We start from the raw sequence: 20833 nt of genomic DNA on the forward strand, positions 1-20833 counted from the left end.
AGAACTAAAAAGGTATTTTAACGAAAAAAGTTTTAATAAGGCATAAGATGAAAAATGCTTTTTTTGTAACCGCTTCAATTGCTTGTGGTAAAAGCACTTTTATAGAAATAGCGAATTCTTTAGGCTTTAAAAGCATTAGCGCAGATAAAATCGCTCATAAAATTTTAGATGAAAATGCTTTAGAACTTGAAAAGATTTTTTCTCCCTTTAGCTTAAAAAATTTACTCACAAAAGAAAAGAAAATCGATAGAAAAATCCTTGGAGAAATTGTTTTTAACAATAAAGAAGCTAAAAAAATCTTAGAAAATTTCACTCATCCTAAAATTCGAGCTAAAATTTTAGAACAAATGCAAATTCTAGATAAAGAAAATAAAGCTTTTTTTGTAGAAATTCCTCTTTTTTTTGAAAGCGGTGCTTATGAAAATTTAGGCAAAGTCATAGTAATTTACACACCTAAAGAATTAAGCCTTAAAAGAATTATGCAAAGAGATAAGCTTAGCTTAGAAGCTGCAAAAGCGAGACTTGATTCTCAAATAGATATTGAAGAAAAACTTAAAAAAGCAGATTTTATCATTAAAAATACTAACTCTTATGCCGATTTTAGGCAAGAATGTGTTAAAGTAATACAAGAAATTTCTAAAGGAAAAATATGAAATTTTATAAATATTGTGCAAGTGGGAATGATTTTGTCATAACAAATGCTGATAGAAAAGAAGATAGAAGTGCTTTAGCTAAAGAACTTTGTAATCGTTATGAGGGTATAGGTGCGGATGGCTTTATCGTGATATTACCTCATGAAAAATACGACTTTGAATGGGAATTTTATAATAACGATGGCTCAAGGGCTGCTATGTGTGGCAATGGCTCAAGGGCTGCGGCACATTTTGCACACCATATAAATGGTATCAAACCCCATATGGCTTTTCTTACCGGAGCAGGAGTTATAAAAGCAAATATTGATAATAATAGCGTAGAAGTTTCTTTAGGGAAGATAAAAAACATACAAGATGCCTTTAGTGAGTGTGAAAAAAACTGGCAACTTTGCGATACGGGAGTTCCACATTTGGTGCATTTTTGTGAAAATTTGGATGAGTTTGATCTTAAGCTTTGCAAACAAATGAGAGAAAAATATAATGCCAATGTAAATTTTGTAAAAGTTGAAAACGACAATACTTTAAGAGTTCGCACTTTTGAAAGAGGCGTAGAAGATGAAACGCAAGCATGTGGCACGGGCATGGGAGCTTGTTTTTATCTTGCATTCTTAAATAAAAAAATTCACAATCAAGCTAGAGTGATTCCAAAAAGCGGTGAAGAGCTAAGTTTTAAATTCGAAAATGAAGAATTATTTTTTAAGGGAAAAGTGAGATATTGCTTTGAAGCGAATTATAATTTTTCTTAGTTTTTATTTACTCCCTCTTTTTGGCAATAGCGAGCTTAAAAATGGCTTTGGAGAGGAGTATTATAAACTCAATGTAGAGCAAAAAAGACAAATATTTTTCACCAAAATGAATGCAATGTTTGATAAAAGCTTTGAAGAAATAGCCAAAGAAAGGGCTTTTGTAGAAGCTTTTTTTTACGATGCGTATAAAAATGGACTTAGAAATTCAAACCAAAACAATCTAGAAAAATTAATCAATCTTAAAAACAAATACCGCGTTGAAAATCTTTATGATTTTACAGAATATAAAAAACGCATTCAAAAAATTCCGAAATCCATGGGTATAGCCCAAGCTTTGGTCGAAAGTGCTATGGGAACAAGCCGTTTTGCAAGAGAGGCAAATAATCTTTTTGGAGAATGGACCTGGGGAGAAAAGGGCTTAATCCCTGATCTAAGATATCCTGATAAAAAACATAAAATTAGAATTTTTGATAGCTTGCAAGATAGTGTGGATTCTTATGTGCTGAATTTAAATCGGCACTTTGCTTATGAGGAATTTCGCAACGAAAGAGCTAAATTTGAAAGTGAAGGCAAAGAAATAACAGGACTAGAGGCTATTAAAACTTTAGATTCTTACTCCGAGCGCAAGGGTTATTATATCAATATCGTTACTAAAATCATCCAACGATACGATCTTGAGCGATACGATACTCCAAAATCTTTCTAGTCTTAGCTAAAAGCCAAGTGAAAATTTATCAAAAGGCAAAACTTCAAATTTCACCCCTTGCTCAAAAAAGCTATCTTCGCTCGAAAGAGTGATGAAAACCACATGAAAAATCCCAAGCTCCAAACTCTTAGAAAGGATTTTCTTAGCGCGCAATTTGATCAAGTCTATATCTAGCGTCGGACTGGAAATATATGCGATTTTTGAAACCTTACTATAAAATGTAAAAAATTTATTGTAAAAAAATTCTTGTTTAAATTTAAAAAGCTCATTTAAAATAAGATTTTCAAACAAATGAGCAAAATCTTTTTGTATGCATAGATTGTTTCTTAAGCCAAAATCCCTAAAATAAATTTTTTGAAGCTTTTTTTCATCGTGGCTTATAGGATGGATGATATAGGTATTTTCAAGCTCTTTTATGGTGTGATAAACGCTATCTTTAGATGTTTTTAGCTTTTTTTTAAGCTCTAAAAAAAGCTTGGAAATACTGATCTGCTGTCCTAAATTTAAAGCTAAGTATTTTAAAATTTCAAGTTCTAGAGTGTTAAAATTTTGTCTTAAAAGTATATTTTTTTCACCTAATTTACTACGCCCACTTTGTAAAAAAAGTCCCACTAGATTGTTTATCGGTAAGTTTTTTCTACTGATACTTACAAATTCTTCAAAGTCAAAATAATCAAGCTCAAGCTCTTGAAATCCTTCGATATGCAAATCTTTTTTATCTGTACTTATGATGATAGGAATTTTAATATCTTGCAAATTTAAGGCAAATTCGACATTATATATGCAAAGGAATTTTATTTGGACATTTTTTTCTAAAAAATTTGAAAGATGCCCTAAGCTTTGGTTTTCAAAACGAGTATCATACAAATTTAAAAATAAAATTTCATTGGGCTTAAATTGGGATAAATAGTTAAAAATCAAGGTTTTTTTACCGCTAAATTTTGGCCCTTTGATGATGATATTACAAAGAGGAATTTGTACCTTTCTTTCATAGCTTATTTCAAATTTGGGATGATTTTCGTAAAAAAAATTTAATACTTTCAAATATTATCCTTTTAAAAAGGAAAATTATAACATATTTAAAACCTTATGCAATATCTTGGGACAAATCTTAGGATGATGGAATTTATTTCCTATATTTAGCCAAATTGGATATCCTATTTTAGAATGCAAATTTTGAACAAAATTAAATTTATACCATGCATTTTTTTAAAATCACCACAAGTATGAAAATGATAAGAAATTTTTTGGATATAAGCTTCATTTTTGATGTCCTTTAGTATTTTTTTAGCAATACCTGGGGCTTGAAAAGTGTAAATATTTTGAACTTCTAAGGCAAAATCTAAAACAAAAAGTTGTGCTAAATGCCCACCTAAAGAATGTCCTACTAAAGTAATTTTACCAAAGCAAAATTCTTTTTTTATTAGTGTATAAAATTTTAACAAAGAATCAAATTGTTTTTTAGGAATTTTTCCATTTAGAAGTATAAAATCACTAATCAAATCTCCAATATCAAATTTTAAAGGTCTTAAATCACTTCCTGCGATAGCTAAAATAAATTCTTTATTTTCCTTATTTTGAAATAAACTTGCTCTAAACCCACCCCTTGAATCAAGATAATCTTCATTAATATGAGCAAGTAAATCAAATCGCTTAATAAAATAAAATGCCATCAAAGGCTCAAATTTTCCTATTATAACGCATTCTTTTTGAAAAATATTATGAGTTAAAACCTTAAACAATGTTTTTCTATCTATATTTAAAAAAATATCTGTTGTATTTAAATTAAGATAAGCAGCACGAGAAAGTAAGGTGTAATGATATAAATGTATTAGAGTATTTTTATTTTGCTTAAAATCAAAATATAAATTTTTCTTTAAATTTGACTCTTGAGAATTTAAGTTTTTTTATGAGAAAGTTCTAAAAATTGATTTAAATCATAAAGGGGCAAAAAGCCCCTTGAAATTACATTTTGCAAGTATTTTGTAAAACTGAAGCAAGCATCCAAAGGCTTTTTTCGTATTTTGCTATATTTTCTTGAGCAAAAGCAGCTGTAGTAGTATCGCTAGCTTTTTCAGCTTCTTCGTTTAATTTTTTAAATTCTGCCAAAAGATATTTGTAATCTTTTTTGATCAACTCCATCACTTCAACTGGAGTGAAACAATCTTTTTCTACTTTTGGACTTTTTGCATTTTCCATTAAAGTTTTTTGGCAAGTGATAGCTTTTTCACCAAGTTGCAAAGCTCTTTCTGCGCAATTATCAAAAAGCTCTGCCATTTCTTCATAAGCTTTTTCTGTATATTCGTGGATTGAATAAAACTGTAAACCCTTAACATTCCAATGATAATTGTGAAATTTAACCCATAAATGATGAGCATCTGCTTGCATTTGTAATAATTGTTTTGTTACTGACATGTTAACTCCTTTTTTTAATTTTTAAAATTATAACATAAAATCCTTAAATAATAATTATTATTAGTTAAAAATTTTTATTATTAATTTTACTTATTTCTATTATACTCTTTTTATTTAAAATTTACTATGATTTTAAAATATTTTTTAAAATCAACTTCCCAACCTCAACCCCAGGCTGATCATAAGTATTAATTCCTAGCATTACCCCACAAGCCGAAGTAAAAAGCTCATAATAATACATCAAATATCCCGCATGCCATGCATCTAATTTTTCAAGCTCTATTATATCGACACTTAAATTTTCAGCAATTAAAGCATGCATTGTCGCGTCACATTGAGCATTTAAAAGATCGTGTAAATTGACTTTATTGCTCAAATCATCTAAAAATTTAAAATGGATATCGGGTATAACCGGAGCCTTTTGACTATCTTTGATTTTTAAAAAAGTAATAGTTTTGTTTTTTGGCCCATCCATAATGAGTTGTAAAAAGCTGTGCTGATCCCTTGCTCCTATAAGAGCGATAGGAGTTAAACCTATGCGTTTGTAGCCTTGTTTTTTACCCAAACTTTCAGCAATAAGCTGGATATACCATTCATTAAAACCCTTAAAAGCATCGCTGTAAGAAAAAAGTACATTGATATTTGCACTTTTGTGAGTACAATAATGATAAGCTTTTTGCAAAATTTCATCTTTTTTATGTATAAAAAAATCTTCAAAGCATGCCTTAGCTCCTTCTAAAAGAGCTTTAGCATTATAACCACAAAAACAAAGTGGCACTATACCCACAGCTGAAAGTATGCTAAAACGCCCTCCTACATTTGCAGGGATAAAAAAGCATTTGATGCCTAAATTCTCACCCTCTTTATGCAGTTTAGAATCTTTATCTGTGATAAAAATAAAATATTTTTTTAATTCTTGCATATCGAGTTTAAAATGTTCTATAAGAAGCTTAAAAAGCGATACTACTTCTATAGTGCTACCTGTTTTACTGATGATTAAAAACAAACTTTCTTCAAGCTTGATTTTCTCTAAAGTCCTGCTAAAGGAGTGCGAACTGGTATTATCAAGTATAAAAAGTTCTCTTTGATTACTTTTTTCATCAAAAAGCATATCACGCAAAGCTTTAACACCGCAACTTGAACCACCCATACCCACTAAAACGATATTTTTTACATGCTCTTTATCTTGAATGAAATTTAAGCTTTCGTCTATTAAGGTTAAACTTGTATCGATAAGATGATAATACCCTATATCCCCACTTTCTACTTCATCATTGATACGATTTGCATAAGAACTTATAGTGCGAATTTCACTTTCTTTAAAAAAAAGAGTATTATTTAGCATTTACTTTTCTCATAAAAATAATTTGTAGCCTCTACAAAGCCCTCTACACTTCCGCAATCAAAGCGTTTTCCCTTAAATTTGTAAGCTAAAACCATACCATTAGTCGCTTGGGTTAAAAGTGCATCTGTGAGTTGAATTTCTCCATTTTTTCCTGCTTTAGTATTTTCTAAAATTCCAAAAATATCAGGAGTTAAAATATATCTTCCTATGATAGCAAGATTGCTTGGAGCTTCTTGAGGAGATGGTTTTTCTATCATTGAATTTACCATGATCAAATCCTCTTCTACGAAATTTCCTGCAATCACTCCATAACTTGATACTTGCTCTTTTGGAACTTCCATAACAGCTATGATGGTGCAACGATATTTTTCATAAATTTTAACCATTTGTGCCATCACATTAACACCCTCTTCATTGATACACAAATCATCAGCCAAAATCACACCAAAAGCCTCATCGCCTGCTAAAGGCCTACCCTTTAATACCGCATCGCCGAGCCCGCGCATTTCATTTTGTCTTGTAAAGGTAAAAGTACAACGATGAATTAAAGAGCGGATATCTTTTAACAAATACTCTTTATTTGTACCCGAAATTTGATGCTCAAGCTCATAAGAAATATCAAAATAATCCTCCAAAGCTCTTTTTCCACGACCTGTAACAAAACCCATATTATCCATACCTGCTTCTAAAGCCTCATCTACTCCATAATGAATCAAAGGTTTGGTAAGTATAGGCAACATCTCTTTAGGTAAAGCTTTGGTTGCGGGTAGAAACCTAGTCCCATATCCTGCTGCAGGAAAAATACAAGTTTGAAGCATAATTATCCTTTATTTGTTTTTGGTATTATAACCAAAAACTACAATTTTTAAATAAATCAAAACTAAGTTTAACATGTATTTAAAAATAAGGCAAAGAATTTTTTGCCTTATTGAATTCCTATCTTAGCTGCATCGATAATACTTTGAACCACTCCTGAATCCTCAAGAGTTGAAATATCTTGTTTTAATTCCTCGCCCCTTGCTATGGTTCTTAAAATTCTTCTCATGATCTTACCACTTCTTGTTTTAGGCAAGCCTGTAGTATAAAGAATTTTTTCGATCTTAGCTATAGGTCCAATCTCTGCTCTTAAAATATCATTTAATTCTTTTAAGGTTTCTATAGCCCCTCCTAAATCACAACTTGAAGTTGGATTTAAAACCACAAAAGCAAATAAAGACTCACCCTTAATCGCATCAAGCACACTTACAACTGCTGATTCTGCTACGCTTGGATGTTTAGCGATGGCACTTTCTATTTCAGCTGTTCCTATACGGTGCCCTGCAACATTTACCACATCATCAGTTCTTCCCGTGATAGTAATATAGCCATTATCATCATAAAAAGCCCCATCCCCGCTAAAATAAACTGGCTTTCCTTCTTTTTTGGCTTGTGAAAAATAACTTTCTATATAGCGGTTTTCATCTCCCCAAATTCCACGAATCATCGAAGGCCAAGGCTTGGTAATACAAAGCAAGCCATCTTCAGCCACATCTTTTACATTACCCTCTTCATCAATAACCTCGGCAAAAATTCCTGGTAAAGGCAAGGTAGCACAACCTGGTTTTAAAGGAGTAGCTCCAGGTAAAGGTGTTATCATATGCCCTCCTGTTTCAGTTTGCCACCAAGTATCAACGATGGAGCATTTTGAATTTCCTATATTTTCATAAAACCACTGCCAAGCGCTAGGATTGATGGGTTCTCCAACAGTTCCAAGCACTTCAAGAGTGTTTAAATCATATTTTTTAGGCTCATCAGGAGCATCTGCATGAAGCATTCTTATAGCAGTAGGCGAAGTATAAAATTTGCTCACTTGATACTCTTCTATCATTCTCCACCAACGCCCTGAATTTGGATAAGTAGGCGTTCCTTCATGCATAATAGTAGTTGCTCCACATGCTAAAGGGCCATAAACAACATAAGTATGTCCTGTGATCCAACCCACATCTGCACTACACCAATAATTATCATAATCTTTTATATCAAATACCCATTCCATAGTCATTTGCGCCCAAAGTATATAACCTGCACTTGCATGCATTACTCCTTTTGGCTTGCCCGTAGAACCTGAAGTATAAAGTAAAAATAACAAATCTTCACTATCCATAATTTCAGGTTCGCATTTATAAGATTCATTTTTTACTAACTCATTATAGATATAATCCCTTCCTTTGACATATTCTATAGGTTCGTTATTGCGTATAACTATAAGCACTTTTTCTACACTTTCACAACCCTCACTCAAAGCCTTATCAACAGCAGGTTTTAACATATAAGGCTTGCCACGACGAAAAGCTCCATCGGCTGTTACTACAAGTTTGGCTCCTGCATCTATGATTCTATCTCTTAAAGCTTCAGGCGAAAAGCCTCCAAATACCACACTATGAATAGCTCCAATTCTTGCACAAGCTAACATAACAATAGCCGTTTCTGGAATCATAGGCATATAAATTATAACCCTATCGCCTTTTTTTACACCAAAGCGTTTAAGTAAGTTTGCCGCCTTGCAAACTTCATGCAATAATCTACGATAAGTATAAACCTCATAATCACCCATTTCCCCTTCAAAAACAATAGCAGCTTTATTGCGTCTTGTTTTCATATGGCGATCTAAGCACTGATAACTTACATTTAAAGTCCCACCCTCAAACCATTTATAAAATGGGGCTTTATCATCATTTAAAACACGAGAAAAAGGCGAAAACCAATCAATTTTTTCAAGAGCTTGTCTTTTCCAAAAACCTTCAAAATCTTCCCTTACCTCATCGCATAAGTCATAATATTCGCATAAATTTTTTATTCTTGCGTTGCGAGAAAGTTGTTTGTTAGGTTTAAAAAGTCCTTGAGTATTTTGATAACGCATAAATCCTCCTTCTTTAAGTTATTTATAAACATTATATAAGACTTTTTTTGTGTTTTATACAAATTTAAAAATAATTAATGAAGAAAATTACAAAAATGTGAATATTTGTAATAAATTAAAGAAAACATTTCTAAATTATGTTAATTTAAGAAACAAATAGCCTCTTCATTAAAAACTAAGCAAAGTTCTTGATACAAGCTTAGTTTTTCTTGTTTAAATCGCTCTGATTCTAAGGCAAATTCTAAAATTTTACCTCCACACTCCACTCTGATAAAAACAAATTCTTTTCTTGTTCTAAGTGCTATGATGATACATTTTTGAAGTATAAAATCAAATGTTTGTTTGGAAAAATCGTCAGGATATAAAAAAGAAATTTTATAAGGATCGATAGCTATTTTGTTTGAAATTTCATCTTTGCAAATATAGTTTTTACACATACTAAAATCTATAAAATTACTAAAATTCACACCTTTGTTTTCGAGTTCAAAAATATTTGTATTTTCAAATTCTAAAATCTCTCCTGCATGCAAATAATATTTTTTTTGCGCCAAAGAGTCTAAGAAATTTTTATCATGACTAGCGATTAAAAAACCACTTTTGTATGTTTTTTGCATATATAAAATAGCTTTTTTAAACAATATCATCGTATCTTTATCCAAAAAAGCACTTGGCTCATCAAGTAAATAATACTTCGCTCTAACACTTAAAGCTAAAGCAAATGCTATTTTTTGCCCTTGTCCAGATGAAAGCTCGCTAGGATATTTTTTTAACAAACTTCTATCAATTTCAAGTAAATTTAAAACCTCATTAAGGCGTTTTTTAATCTCTTTGCTGTCTAATTTATAAGTTTTTAACAAAAAATAAAAATTTTTTTCTACACTGCGATTTAAAAAGACAGGCTCGGGAAATAGTAAGTAAATTTGGCGTTTTTCATCTGAATTTAAATGCTTATTGCCAAAATAAGTGATATTATCAAATTCTCCTTCAAGAAATTTGAGTATTCTTAAAAGTGTAGATTTTCCACTTCCATTTGAACCCATTAAAATACTGATTTTATCAGTATCTAAACATAAGTGTTTGATATTTAAAATATTTTTTTGTCCATAATTAAATTTAAAATTACAAAGTTCTATCATTTAATATCTTTTGAGTTTGTGTATAATAAAATTTAAAATAAAAGCGATGAAAATCAAAACTAAAGCAAGAGCAATACCGCTAGCAAATTCACCTTTGTTGGTTTCAAGGGAAATGGCTGTGGTAATAGTTCTAGTATCGTATTTGATATTTCCACCCACTATCATCGCTACTCCTACTTCTGCTACAATGCGTCCATAAGCTAGTGCAACGACGCTAATCAAAGCAAAGCGTAATTCATAAATCATCGTTAAAACAAGTTTTAAAGGACTTAGGTGAAAAGATTTTATAAGTAAAAAATGTTTTTTATTCATATTTTCTATCAAATTAGAAAAAAGTGCGATCACTATAGGAAGCGCTAAGATAAACTGCCCTAAAATTAAAGCCTTTATAGTAAAAAGTAGTCCAAATTCTCCCAAAGGTCCTCGACTTGAAATCAAAGCATAAAGTATAAGCCCAACCGCAACCGTAGGAAAAGAAAGACTGGTATCAACTATAAGTTTTATAAAACGCTTCAATTTAAATTCAAAAAAACCTAAAGCAAAACCCAAAGGAAAACCTACAATCAAAGATAAAACGATAGAAATGCTGGAGCTAAAAAGTGTTGTTTTGATTGCAGAAATAACGCTTTCATCAGCGTTAAAAAGCAAAAATAGAGCTTGAGTAAAGCCTTCTAAGATATAATCCAAAAAGTTTCCTTATTTTAAATAAGTAATTTTAGCATAATTATGTTACAATATTTTTTAAGTAAAATTTTAATTAGGAGACAAAATGAAAAAAATCATTTCTTTAGCTCTTGCCTTAGCCTTAAGTGCAAGCGCAGCAGAACTTAGAATGGCAACTACAACAAGCACCGATAACACAGGACTTTTAGATGCTTTAAAACCGCTCTATGAAAAAGAAAGTGGCAATACCTTAAAATGGGTCGCTGTAGGAACGGGTGCGGCTTTAAAAATGGGTGAAGATTGCAATGCTGATGTGCTTTTTGTGCATTCTCCAAAAGCAGAAAAAGACTTTGTGAGCAAAGGTTTTGGCGTAGATAGAACGCCTGTAATGTATAATGATTTTATCATTATCGCAGATAAATCTTTAGCTCCTAAATTTAAAGATAAAACTTTAAAAGAAAGCCTAGAACTTATCAAAAATGAAAAACTTACTTTCATTTCAAGAGGCGATAAATCAGGCACTGATAACAAAGAAAAAGCTCTTTGGAAAGATCTTGGTGGTGTACCCGAAAAAGAAAGCTGGTATCAACAAAGCGGACAAGGAATGTTAGCAAGTATCAAAATCGCAGAAGAAAAAAAAGGCGTGATTTTAACCGATCGTGGCACTTATATCAAATACGAAGCCAATGAAAAAGGCAATCCTAATTTAGTGATCGTAAATGAAGGCGATGACAATCTTAAAAATTTCTACTCTATAATCGCTACAAATCCAAAGCATTGTAAAAATGTAAATTACACAGAGGCTAGCAAATTTATCAAATGGGTAACAAGCGATAAGACTTTGAATGTTATCAGTGAGTTTAAACTTCTTAACAAACCTTTATTTATAGTGGATGCAAAAACAAGAAAAGATTAAATTCAAGCAAGGAATTTCCTTGCTTAAAAACTCATTTTATCTTTTTCATTTTAAATACAACAATGATAAAAAAAGAGGATAAAAAATATATCAGCATAAAAATTATTCCCACACCGCTTAGAGCTGATATTTTTATATTTTGTATATGTCTTTGAGTATTTTCTTGCATTGTTTTGATTTCTTAAAATATTTTTATAGTTAAATTATAACATATTTATTAATTTCATATTTATTACAATTTGTAATAAATTTTATATTTTTTATAAAATTTACATTTTTTAAAAAAATATCATTCTTAGTCTGGTTAAAAAAAAGATACAATAAAAGTTAAGATTATATTAAACAAATAAGGTAAAAAATGTTTAAAGTAGATTTAAATAGTGATCTAGGAGAAAGCTTTGGCGTCTATAAAATGGGTATGGATGAAGAAATTTTAAAATTTGTTAGCTCTGCAAATGTCGCTTGTGGCTTTCATGCGGGTGATCCTTGTGTGATGGATAAAACCTTAAACTTAGCCAAGCAAAATAATGTTTGTATAGGAGCACATCCATCTTATCCTGATCTTTTGGGTTTTGGAAGACGCAATATGCAAATAAGCTTTGAAGAGGCTAAAAATTATGCTTTATATCAATTGGGAGCTTTATTTGCTTTTGCCAAAGCCAAAGGTATGAAAATACAACATTTTAAAGCCCATGGTGCACTTTATAATATGGCTGCAATAGATGAAAATCTAGCTCTAGCACTTTGTGAAGCAGTGGCTAGTTTTGATGATGGTATTATTTTTCTAGGGCTTAGTAATTCTGCTATGGAAGAAGTTGCAAAGAAAAAGGGATTAAAATACGCAAACGAAGTTTTTGCAGATCGCGCTTATAATGATGATGGTACTTTGGTTTCAAGAAAACTTGAAGGTGCAGTTATCGCAGATGAAGATTTAGCGATAAAACGCGTGATAAAAATGATAAAAGAAAGCAAAGTGACAAGCATAAATGGCAAAGAAGTGGATTTAAAAGCTGATAGTATTTGCGTGCATGGAGATGGTATAAAAGCATTAGAATTTGTTAAAAAAATCAAAGAAAATTTAACAAAAGAACAAATTCAAATAAAAGCCTTAAATGATTTTATAAATTAAAAACTATAAGAAAGGATAAAAATGATAAACAAAACCGCTCTTTTGGGCGCTGCTTTTTTGATGGCAACCTCTGCTATTGGCCCTGGATTTTTAACCCAAACAGCAACATTTACAGGAAGCTTATTGGCTAGTTTTGGTTTTGTAATACTTGTTTCTATTATTTTGGATATAGGAGCACAGCTTAATATTTGGCGCATTATAGGGATAAGTGGAAAAAGAGGAACTGAAGTAGCCAATATGGTTTTACCTAATTTGGGCTATTTTGTAGCTTTTTTAATTGCACTAGGTGGCTTTTTCTTCAATATAGGAAACATAGCAGGAGCTGGGCTTGGATTAAATATAGTATTAGGTATTAGCGTAGAAAATGCAGCAGTTATTAGCGCTATTATCGCTATTGGTATTTTTATCTTTAAAAAAGCTGGGGAATTGATGGATAAATTCATCGTTTTAGCAGGTTTTGTGATGATTGTACTTACTGCTTATGTAGCCTTTGCTTCAAAACCTCCCATTGGCGAAGCTCTTTTTAGAACCTTTATACCTACACAAATTGATGTTATTTCTATAGTAACCTTAGTAGGCGGAACAGTGGGTGGATATATAGTATTTTCAGGCGCGCACAGACTTATAGATGCAAAGCTTTATGGAAAAGAAAATTTAAACTATATTAATAAAGCTGCAGTAAGCGGAATCATCATCACAGGAATCATGCGTGTGATTTTGTTTTTAGCAGTTTTAGGAGTAGTTAGTTCTGGTTTTATACTGGATAAAGAAAATCCTGCTGGTTCAGTATTTCATCATGCTTTAGGGGATTTGGGCTTAAAAATCTTTGGCGTAGTACTATTTTTAGCTGCTATTTCATCAGTTATCGGGGCTGCTTACACTTCTGTATCTTTTATAAGATCCTTTCACCCTTGGATTGAAAAATATAACCGCTTTGTGGTAATTTTTTTCATTATTGTTTCAACTTTAGTTTTTTATATACTTGGAAAATCTCCTGCAAGTATATTAATCATCGTTGGGACGATCAATGGTTGGATTTTGCCTGTTACCCTATTTATAATGATAATTGCAGCGCATAAAAAAAGCGTAGTTGGAGACTATAAACATCCTAAATGGATGAGTGCTTTTGGGCTTTTGATCGTGGCTTTGATGTCTTATTTATCTGTACTTTCTATGATAAAGTTAATGTAAAATGTTTAGCGTACATTTTAGTGGAAGTAAAGCGGTGCTTTTGCGCTTTAAACAAGAAATTTCACCTCAAATTAATGCTTTGGTTTTAAGTACAGAAGCTAGAATTCAAAAAGGCATAAATGAAAATGAAATTTATGGCATAGATGAGCTTGTAAGTGCTTATTCTAGCTTGCTTATTTATTTTAATCCTTGCGTATTATCCTTAAATTCTTTACTTGATTTTTTGGAAAAAATCAAAAAGGATATTAAAATAACGGAGAAAAAATCCAATCTCTGTATTAAAGTTCCACTTTGTTATGATGAAGAATTTGGGCTTGATTTAGAATTTGTATGCAAATATCACAATCTTTCCAAGGAAGAATTGATAAATCTTCACACAAAACCCTATTATCTTGTTTTTATGCTAGGATTTATGGCAGGTTTTCCCTATCTTGGAGGACTTGATGAAAGACTTTTTACCCCAAGACTTGCAAGCCCTAGAACTAAAATTGAGGCAGGAAGTGTAGGTATTGCCGATAAGCAAACAGGAGTTTATCCGATTTCAAGCCCAGGCGGTTGGCAAATCATTGCTAGAACTCCTTTGGAATTTTTTAACAAAGAGGATGAGAAAAATCCTACACTTTTAAAAGCGGGAATGCTTTTAAAATTTAAGGCCATTTCAAAAGATGAATTTTACGATATTAAAGAACAAGTTTTAAAAAAAGCTTATCAAAAGGAAATTTATGAGTATAAAAGTCATTGAAGCTTCTATAAATTCCACCATACAAGATCTTGGGCGTAAAAATTATGCTAAATTAGGCATAGCAAGAAGCGGTGTGATGGATGAACTTTCTTTAAGGATTGCAAATATCTTACTTGGAAATAAACAAGATGAAGCAGGACTTGAGCTTTGTTTAAAGGGTGGAAAATACGAATTTTTAGATGAAAGCTATTTTGTATTAAGCGGGGCAGAATTTGAAGCTAAATTAAATAATAAAAAAATTCAAACTTGCAAAGTTTATCAAGCAAAAAAGGGTGATATTTTAGAACTTGGTTTAGCAAAAATAGGTTTTCGAGGCTATCTATGCGTAGCGGGTGGATTTAAGATAAAAAGCTTTTTAAATTCAAAATCAAGCGATGTAAAAATGGGTGTTGGGGTATTTAATGGAAGAGCTTTGCAAAAGGATGATGTATTAGAACTAAATAACAGCTTTATCCCCTTTAATCTATCAAAAAGAGAATGCGAAAATCCTGTTTTTCAATTTGCTAAAGAACCCACTATCCGTGTTATTTTAGGCATAAATGATGATGCTTTTACGCAAAATGGCTTAAATACCTTTTTAAATACTAGTTATAAAATAGGCTTAAAAAGCGATAGAATGGCAATTTATGCAGAAGCTAAAACTACGATAGAACATAAAAATTCAGCCGATATTATTTCAGATCCTGCGGTTTTTGGAAGTATTCAAGTGCCAAAAAATGGCCTACCTATCATTTTAATGGCAGGAAGACAAAGCACTGGAGGTTATACAAAAATAGCCTCTGTTATAGAAAATGACTTGCCTTTGCTTGCACAAGCGAAATTAGGAACAAATTTTAAATTTGAAAACATTAGCATGCAAAATGCTTTAGAACTTTATAAGCAAAGGGAAGAAAAATTTAAGACTTTGGATAAAAAAATCAATCTTGATTTTGAAAATTTGATTTAAGGATAAAGATGAATCCAAAAGAACTAAGAGAAAAAATCGCAAAAGGTGAGATAAAAGAACAAACTTCAGGCATGGCCTTAGGCTACGCACAAGCAAATTTGGTGATTTTACCCAAAGAATACGCTAAAGACTTTCAAACCTTTTGCATGCTTAATCCAAAACCCTGCCCACTTTTAGAAATAGTACATGGTAAATTTACTCAAAAAATTGCCAAAAATGCAAATATTTACACCGATATTCCAAAATATTTTATCTATGAAAATGGGATAAAAACTAAAGAAGCTTACGATATAAGCGAGTATTATAACGATGATTTGATAGGTTTTTTACTGGGTTGTAGCTTTTCTTTTGAAGAAGCTTTACTTGAAAAAGGCTTAGAAATAAGACATATTAGCAATAAATGCAATGTGCCAATGTATAAAACCAATATTGCTTGCAAAAGTGTAGGAGTTTTTAGCGGTGAAATGGTTGTTTCCATGCGTCCCTTTACTCCTGATAATGCCAAAAAAGCTAAAGAAATCACTGCTAATTTTCCTTTGGTTCACGGAGCTCCTGTGCAAATTGGCAATGCTAAGGAAATTGGTATAAATAATATTTTAAAAGCTGATTTTGGTGATGATCCTATTATAAAAGAAGGCGAAATTCCTGTATTTTGGGCTTGCGGAGTAACTCCACAAAATGTGATAATGAAAGCAAAATTGCCTTTTGTGATTACCCATGCGCCAGGGCATATGTTTATAAGCGATATTTTAAATTCATCTTTAAAATCTTAGGATTTTTTCTTGCCATAAATATTGATAAAATATATAGCAAAAATCGCTAAAACACAGCCTATTAAAGTAAGTATAGTAGGCACTTCATCTAAGATAAAAAAGCTACAAATCAAAGCACTTGCAGGAGTGATTAAAACAAAAGAATTTGCTTTTACACTTCCTAAAATATGAATTCCATAATAATATATACTCGTACCTACCACCGTAGATAAAAAAGCCACCACAAAAAGATTGATCCAAAATTTAAAATCAAATTGAAAGATCTCATAACTTTTAAGATCAAACAACACCCATGAAAACATCAATAATGACATAAGATTGATATAAAAATTGATCGCCAAAGGATGAGTTCCTTTTGCTTTATGAGTAAAAACAGCCATTAAAGCCCATATAAAAGCACAGCTTAAAAACAAAGCATTAAACTTACCCAAAAGCTCTTCCATAGAGCCTAAATTTAGCAAACAAAGCCCTGAAATCAAACCCAAAAATAAGCCTAGAATTTCACTCTTTGTGATCTTGTGAGTTGATTTTTTATCTTTTTGAAAGAATATCGCTATCACAAATATCAAATAAGAAAATATAGGGATCATAGTGGTTACTAAAACCCCTCCTTTACCTGCTAAACCATGCTTTATAGCGATAAAAAATACAAAGGCATAAAGTCCATTTAAAACTCCTGCTATCAAGACCCATTTTAAAGCATTTTTTTCAAGTCTAAAAGGAATTTTTAAAAAGCTTAAAACAAAAAATGAACCCAATACAACAAAGAAAAAACGCCAGAAGGTAATAATAGAAGTATCTGTATAGTTCGCCAAAATCTTAGATGTCGGCCATGAAGAACCCCATAAAAACATAGCAATAACAAGCAAGATAAATAAATATTTTGAACGATCCATTTATACTACCTTTGAAATAAATAAGAATGTTTTTATGATATCAAAATGCTAGGTTAAATAATAACCCAGCATGAATTAATGTTTATTTAAAATCATCTATGAAATGGTGCAAATTTTACATTTGCTATTTAGCTTAGCTAAACACTTTTTGCAAATGCGCTTTATAATCCTCGATGTATTTTTCTACTTGTGGATTTTTCATCACATCATTGCAAATAAAAGTCGGCAAAGGCTTCATACCTAAAAACTGATTTGCTTTGTGTAAATGCAAATACACTCCATCTACGCCCACACCTTCAAAAAACTGATCTTTATCATTAAAGGCTTCAAGTGGTGCATTCCAAGTAAGGCTAAACATATATTTTTTATTATTTACAAGTCCGCCGCTGCCATATTTTTTACTTGCATCTTCTCTACTTCTACCATCGTTTGCATAAAATTTTCCATGCCCTGCAGTAAAAACCTCATCAATGTATTTTTTCACTATCCAAGGCTCACCCATCCACCATCCTGGCATTTGATAGATGATCGCATCAGCATTAAGTATCTTTGCAACTTCATTTTCTATATCATATCCCTTATCGATATAGGTTTCATCGACCTTTAATCCCAAATTCAAAAGGCTTTCTTTTGCTACTTCATGCAAAGTATCATTTAGCTTACCGCCTGAATGTCCGAAACTTTTTGCTCCATTTAATAAAAGTATATTTTTCATCTTTTCTCCTTTATAATTAAATTTTTAATTTTTTATCTTCTAATCTCATTCTAACCAATACCAAAATAAGCCCTAAGCCCACCATGATGATAGAACTTATCGCAATGTATTTAGTTTCTTTTATAGAAATGACTAAGCCACAAAGAGTAGCACCTACGCTGATAGAAATATTTGAAACACTTATAAAAAGCCCATTGGTAAAATCTTTTGCCCTAGGGAAAGGAAAAGTGATGATATAATGCATTGCATTATTCATAACCCCATTTACAATTCCCAAAATCAAACTTAATGTAAGCATGATTGCAAATTGCGCTGCATTTACAAAAATCAAAGCATATATCAAAATCATTGCCATAGAAGCAAATATAAGCGTTTGATTTGAGTGATTGACTAAAGTTTTTCCTGCGATATTATTACCAATAATACTTGCAAAACCATAAATAAAAAGTGCTAAACTGATATTTGTAAAGCTCATTTTACTCACGCTAAATAAAAATTCAGAATAATAAGAATAAAATCCTACATATCCAGTCGAAATACAAAAAACAGCAAGCATAGAAATCCACAAAAGCGCATATCTTAGACTTAAAAGCTGTTTTCCTACCTTTATCCTACTTGTCTTTTTAAATTCAGGCATAAAAAACAAAGTGATAAAAAACGCTAAAGAATTGATCACCACATAAAAAGCCATCGCCATTTCAAAGCTAAAATTCCCACCAAAATAACTACTAAGGGGCACACCAAGAACCAAACCTGCGCTAATAGCCATAAAAATCTTTGCGACTATATGGGGTACTTTACTTTTATCATCTGCTAAATTTGCGGCTGTGCTAAAAGCAAGTGCAAGATAAATAGGATGAAAAAAAGCAGGGATAGCTCTTAAGATCAAATGAAGCCAAAAATCATTTACAAACATGCTTGCCAAAGAGCTAAGAGAAAAAATAGCTAAGCAAAATAACATAAGCTTTTTAGGATTAAAATTCGCACAAAGCATAGGTGCTATAGGCGCACAGCACATTACAATAAGTGCAAATATACTCACACTCCACCCCGCATCACTAACACTCACGCCAAATTTCTCCGATATAAGCGGTATGATCCCCATCACCCCAAGCTCCATACTGATAAGCCCAAACACACCTAGACAAAGCGTGATTAAGATCTTGATTTGATAAGTATTGTTTATAGTTATACTTGATTGTTGCATTAAAAAAACCTTTTTCGAAAAATTAAACTCGCAATTTTAATTTATGCAAGTTATAATGTCAATACATAAAGTGATGATTTAATCAGATATAAAGAATATTTCAAAAAACAAAAGGAGGATATCATGATAGAACTTATAGGAGATGTTAATTTAGAAAAATATATGGGAACTTGGCTTGAAATGGCTAGAAAACCTGCATTTTTTCAAAAATCTTGCGTTCAGTCTAAAGCTGAATATCAACTAGAATACGAAGGCTCTACCTCTGTTGTAAATATAAAAAATATCTGTGTTAAAAAAGATGGAGAGGTTTCGCAAGTACAAGGCAAAGCCAAAGTAAAATCCCCAAGAGCTTTATCGGTGAAATTTAGCATTTTTATGAATTTATTTAATAAAACAAATTATGAAATTCTCTTTATAGACACAAACTATGAAGTCGCTGTCGTTGGAAGTCCTGATAAAGAGTATCTTTGGATTTTATCTAGAAAAATCATCGATAAAAAAGAGATAGATAAACTTTTAGATATCGCTAAGCAAAAAGGTTTTGACATTAGCGATATAGTTTTTGATAAGTATTAATTACTCATCTCTCATATCGATCACATAGCGGAATTTTGCTTTTCCTGAAGTGAGATTTTCATAAGCTTTGTCGATATCTTTTGAAGTGATGAGTTCGGTTTCAGGGTAAATTTTATGTTTTAAAGAAAAATCAAGCATTTCTTGAGTTTCTGCGATTCCGCCGATTAGTGAACCATAGACTTTTTTACCCGCTTTATGCACAAAGGTTATCACGCTGATACTTGGAGCAACTTCGTGAGGTGGCAAGCCCACTATCGCCATTTCACCGCCAAATTTAAGCAAATCCATATAAGCACTAGGATCATAAGGAGTTGGGATGGTAGAGATGATAAGATCAAAGCGTTCTTTTACAGCATTTTTATCTGTGCTTGTATAAAAAGAACTCACGCCCATAGCCAAAGCATCGGCTTTTTTGTTTTCATTTCTAGCAAAAACACTTACTTTTGCACCCATTTTCACAGCATATTTAACCGCCATCATACCAACTCCGCCAAATCCCGCTACCGCTACGCTTGAGCCAGCTTTAATGTTTGAAAATTTAAGCGGAGAATAAGTGGCAATTCCTGCACAAAGCAAAGGCGCGACTTTTTCCATCGGTGCATCTTTTGGCACACAAACAGCAAATTTTTCACTTACGACTATGTTGTTTGAGTAGCCTCCATAGGTGTTTTCATTATCATGAAAAATATCGCAGCTATTGCAAGTATAGATGGTTTGTCCTTTTTCACAAAATTGCTCTTGGGATTTTTTGCATGCTTCGCATTCTCCGCATGAATTTACCATAGAGCCAACCCCTGCATAATCCCCTACTTTAAATTTGCTCACATTTTTACCCACTGCGATCACTTCTCCTGCTATCTCATGCCCTGGTACACAAGGATACACAGCTTCTCCCCACTCGCTTCTTGCAGTGTGGATGTCGCTATGACAAATTCCTGCGTATAAAATTTTAATCAAAATATCATTATCACCCACAGCGTGACGTGTGAATTCAAAGGGTGTGAATTTCGCATCTTTGCTAAGCATAGCATAGCCCTTGCTTTGAATGCGACCATTTTCTAAAAAGATTTTAGAGTCCATTTTCTCTCCTTATTTTTTGATTTTTGAAATTATAAAACATTAGAGTAACTATAAGTCAAGAGGGAAATTAAATTTTTTAAAAATTTATTATAAATGTTA

General features: G+C 31.8%; 22 protein-coding genes. 10 read left to right on the plus strand and 12 right to left on the minus strand.

Annotated features, from left to right (window positions below; translation table 11 throughout):
• Positions 1-47: 47 nt before the first annotated feature.
• Genes coaE through KAR88_RS01920 form a run of 3 tightly spaced genes read left to right on the plus strand, consistent with a single transcriptional unit; the run spans position 48 to position 2105 of the window.
• Entirely contained in the window at positions 48-653 is a 606-nt protein-coding gene (coaE, locus tag KAR88_RS01910) for a dephospho-CoA kinase (protein ID WP_002795330.1), read from the plus strand.
• Positions 650-1399, plus strand: coding sequence for a diaminopimelate epimerase (gene dapF / locus KAR88_RS01915; protein ID WP_060789979.1), 750 nt, complete (start codon positions 650-652; stop codon positions 1397-1399). Before coaE ends, dapF begins: the two co-directional genes overlap by 4 nt.
• A complete protein-coding gene (locus tag KAR88_RS01920; RefSeq protein ID WP_002790275.1) occupies positions 1374-2105 on the plus strand; it encodes a glucosaminidase domain-containing protein in 732 nt (243 codons plus the stop codon). Before dapF ends, KAR88_RS01920 begins: the two co-directional genes overlap by 26 nt.
• A 6-nt stretch (positions 2106-2111) precedes the next feature.
• Here KAR88_RS01920 and KAR88_RS01925 read toward each other — a convergent pair whose 3' ends face one another.
• The 8 genes from KAR88_RS01925 to tupB form a co-directional block, all read right to left on the minus strand.
• A complete protein-coding gene (locus KAR88_RS01925; protein WP_002822792.1) occupies positions 2112-3149 on the minus strand; it encodes an ATP-binding protein in 1038 nt (345 codons plus the stop codon).
• A 113-nt stretch (positions 3150-3262) separates the two neighbouring features.
• The gene (locus KAR88_RS01930) at positions 3263-3847 is read right to left on the minus strand and encodes a lipase family protein (RefSeq protein WP_002799969.1); all 585 of its coding nucleotides are present in this window, start codon (positions 3845-3847) and stop codon (positions 3263-3265) included.
• Positions 3848-4070: 223 nt separating this feature from the next.
• Entirely contained in the window at positions 4071-4520 is a 450-nt protein-coding gene (locus tag KAR88_RS01935) for a Dps family protein (protein WP_060789978.1), read from the minus strand.
• A 124-nt stretch (positions 4521-4644) separates the two neighbouring features.
• Positions 4645-5865, minus strand: coding sequence for a glucose-6-phosphate isomerase (locus KAR88_RS01940; protein WP_002831356.1), 1221 nt, complete (start codon positions 5863-5865; stop codon positions 4645-4647).
• The gene (gene galU, locus KAR88_RS01945; RefSeq protein WP_002779506.1) at positions 5859-6683 is read right to left on the minus strand and encodes a UTP--glucose-1-phosphate uridylyltransferase GalU; all 825 of its coding nucleotides are present in this window, start codon (positions 6681-6683) and stop codon (positions 5859-5861) included. The genes KAR88_RS01940 and galU overlap by 7 nt, the downstream gene beginning before the upstream one ends.
• A 107-nt stretch (positions 6684-6790) precedes the next feature.
• A complete protein-coding gene (gene acs, locus KAR88_RS01950) occupies positions 6791-8764 on the minus strand; it encodes an acetate--CoA ligase (protein WP_002803255.1) in 1974 nt (657 codons plus the stop codon).
• Positions 8765-8904: 140 nt separating this feature from the next.
• Positions 8905-9900 (minus strand): tungstate ABC transporter ATP-binding protein TupC, encoded by a 996-nt coding sequence (tupC, locus tag KAR88_RS01955; RefSeq protein ID WP_002787662.1) that lies wholly within the window; start codon positions 9898-9900, stop codon positions 8905-8907.
• Positions 9901-10587, minus strand: a complete 687-nt coding sequence (gene tupB, locus KAR88_RS01960) for a tungstate ABC transporter permease TupB (protein ID WP_192801323.1) — start codon at positions 10585-10587, stop codon at positions 9901-9903.
• Positions 10588-10669: 82 nt separating this feature from the next.
• Between tupB and tupA the strand changes: the two genes are divergently transcribed.
• The 6 genes from tupA (at position 10670) to KAR88_RS01990 (ending at position 16260) form a co-directional block, all read left to right on the plus strand.
• Positions 10670-11479, plus strand: coding sequence for a tungstate ABC transporter substrate-binding protein TupA (gene tupA, locus KAR88_RS01965; protein ID WP_002787659.1), 810 nt, complete (start codon positions 10670-10672; stop codon positions 11477-11479).
• Positions 11480-11837: 358 nt separating this feature from the next.
• Positions 11838-12608, plus strand: coding sequence for a 5-oxoprolinase subunit PxpA (locus KAR88_RS01970; RefSeq protein WP_192801320.1), 771 nt, complete (start codon positions 11838-11840; stop codon positions 12606-12608).
• Positions 12609-12629: 21 nt separating this feature from the next.
• Positions 12630-13799: an NRAMP family divalent metal transporter gene (locus KAR88_RS01975; RefSeq protein ID WP_002781022.1), complete on the plus strand. Its 1170-nt coding sequence runs from the start codon at positions 12630-12632 to the stop codon at positions 13797-13799.
• Between the two features lies 1 nt (position 13800).
• Positions 13801-14541, plus strand: coding sequence for a 5-oxoprolinase subunit PxpB (pxpB, locus tag KAR88_RS01980; RefSeq protein ID WP_002787656.1), 741 nt, complete (start codon positions 13801-13803; stop codon positions 14539-14541).
• The gene (locus KAR88_RS01985; RefSeq protein ID WP_002779515.1) at positions 14522-15487 is read left to right on the plus strand and encodes a biotin-dependent carboxyltransferase family protein; all 966 of its coding nucleotides are present in this window, start codon (positions 14522-14524) and stop codon (positions 15485-15487) included. Before pxpB ends, KAR88_RS01985 begins: the two co-directional genes overlap by 20 nt.
• Before the next feature lie 8 nt (positions 15488-15495).
• Positions 15496-16260, plus strand: a complete 765-nt coding sequence (locus KAR88_RS01990; RefSeq protein WP_002785821.1) for a putative hydro-lyase — start codon at positions 15496-15498, stop codon at positions 16258-16260.
• Here KAR88_RS01990 and KAR88_RS01995 read toward each other — a convergent pair.
• From KAR88_RS01995 to KAR88_RS02005, 3 genes are all read right to left on the minus strand, one after another.
• Positions 16257-17156 (minus strand): DMT family transporter, encoded by a 900-nt coding sequence (locus KAR88_RS01995; protein WP_002790391.1) that lies wholly within the window; start codon positions 17154-17156, stop codon positions 16257-16259. The genes KAR88_RS01990 and KAR88_RS01995 overlap by 4 nt on opposite strands.
• Before the next feature lie 133 nt (positions 17157-17289).
• Positions 17290-17871, minus strand: coding sequence for an NAD(P)H-dependent oxidoreductase (locus tag KAR88_RS02000; RefSeq protein ID WP_002781045.1), 582 nt, complete (start codon positions 17869-17871; stop codon positions 17290-17292).
• 16 nt (positions 17872-17887) lie between these two features.
• Positions 17888-19078 carry an MFS transporter gene (locus KAR88_RS02005; protein WP_060794111.1) on the minus strand — a complete coding sequence of 397 codons (1191 nt, stop codon included), beginning with the start codon at positions 19076-19078 and terminating at the stop codon, positions 17888-17890.
• 123 nt (positions 19079-19201) lie between these two features.
• On the opposite strand from KAR88_RS02005, the gene KAR88_RS02010 reads away from it, so the two are divergent.
• The gene (locus KAR88_RS02010) at positions 19202-19654 is read left to right on the plus strand and encodes a lipocalin family protein (RefSeq protein WP_002846086.1); all 453 of its coding nucleotides are present in this window, start codon (positions 19202-19204) and stop codon (positions 19652-19654) included.
• Here KAR88_RS02010 and KAR88_RS02015 read toward each other — a convergent pair whose 3' ends face one another.
• A complete protein-coding gene (locus KAR88_RS02015; RefSeq protein ID WP_060794110.1) occupies positions 19655-20734 on the minus strand; it encodes an NAD(P)-dependent alcohol dehydrogenase in 1080 nt (359 codons plus the stop codon). It lies immediately after the preceding gene.
• Between the last annotated feature and the right edge of the window lie 99 nt (positions 20735-20833).

It is taken from the genome of Campylobacter sp. JH23 (genome assembly GCF_017846595.1).
GTDB classification, from domain to species: domain Bacteria; phylum Campylobacterota; class Campylobacteria; order Campylobacterales; family Campylobacteraceae; genus Campylobacter_D; species Campylobacter_D coli.

What these genes read in the sequence shown, in the direction of transcription:
- coaE (WP_002795330.1), top strand. Translation starts at nt 48, where the DNA reads ATGAAAAATGCTTTTTTTGTAACCGCTTCAATTGCTTGTGGTAAAAGC.
- dapF (WP_060789979.1), top strand. Translation starts at nt 650, where the DNA reads ATGAAATTTTATAAATATTGTGCAAGTGGGAATGATTTTGTCATAACA.
- KAR88_RS01935 (WP_060789978.1), bottom strand. Translation starts at nt 4,520, where the DNA reads ATGTCAGTAACAAAACAATTATTACAAATGCAAGCAGATGCTCATCAT.
- KAR88_RS01940 (WP_002831356.1), bottom strand. Translation starts at nt 5,865, where the DNA reads ATGCTAAATAATACTCTTTTTTTTAAAGAAAGTGAAATTCGCACTATA.
- galU (WP_002779506.1), bottom strand. Translation starts at nt 6,683, where the DNA reads ATGCTTCAAACTTGTATTTTTCCTGCAGCAGGATATGGGACTAGGTTT.
- acs (WP_002803255.1), bottom strand. Translation starts at nt 8,764, where the DNA reads ATGCGTTATCAAAATACTCAAGGACTTTTTAAACCTAACAAACAACTT.
- tupC (WP_002787662.1), bottom strand. Translation starts at nt 9,900, where the DNA reads ATGATAGAACTTTGTAATTTTAAATTTAATTATGGACAAAAAAATATT.
- tupA (WP_002787659.1), top strand. Translation starts at nt 10,670, where the DNA reads ATGAAAAAAATCATTTCTTTAGCTCTTGCCTTAGCCTTAAGTGCAAGC.
- KAR88_RS01970 (WP_192801320.1), top strand. Translation starts at nt 11,838, where the DNA reads ATGTTTAAAGTAGATTTAAATAGTGATCTAGGAGAAAGCTTTGGCGTC.
- KAR88_RS01975 (WP_002781022.1), top strand. Translation starts at nt 12,630, where the DNA reads ATGATAAACAAAACCGCTCTTTTGGGCGCTGCTTTTTTGATGGCAACC.
- pxpB (WP_002787656.1), top strand. Translation starts at nt 13,801, where the DNA reads ATGTTTAGCGTACATTTTAGTGGAAGTAAAGCGGTGCTTTTGCGCTTT.
- KAR88_RS01985 (WP_002779515.1), top strand. Translation starts at nt 14,522, where the DNA reads ATGAGTATAAAAGTCATTGAAGCTTCTATAAATTCCACCATACAAGAT.
- KAR88_RS01990 (WP_002785821.1), top strand. Translation starts at nt 15,496, where the DNA reads ATGAATCCAAAAGAACTAAGAGAAAAAATCGCAAAAGGTGAGATAAAA.
- KAR88_RS01995 (WP_002790391.1), bottom strand. Translation starts at nt 17,156, where the DNA reads ATGGATCGTTCAAAATATTTATTTATCTTGCTTGTTATTGCTATGTTT.
- KAR88_RS02000 (WP_002781045.1), bottom strand. Translation starts at nt 17,871, where the DNA reads ATGAAAAATATACTTTTATTAAATGGAGCAAAAAGTTTCGGACATTCA.
- KAR88_RS02005 (WP_060794111.1), bottom strand. Translation starts at nt 19,078, where the DNA reads ATGCAACAATCAAGTATAACTATAAACAATACTTATCAAATCAAGATC.
- KAR88_RS02010 (WP_002846086.1), top strand. Translation starts at nt 19,202, where the DNA reads ATGATAGAACTTATAGGAGATGTTAATTTAGAAAAATATATGGGAACT.
- KAR88_RS02015 (WP_060794110.1), bottom strand. Translation starts at nt 20,734, where the DNA reads ATGGACTCTAAAATCTTTTTAGAAAATGGTCGCATTCAAAGCAAGGGC.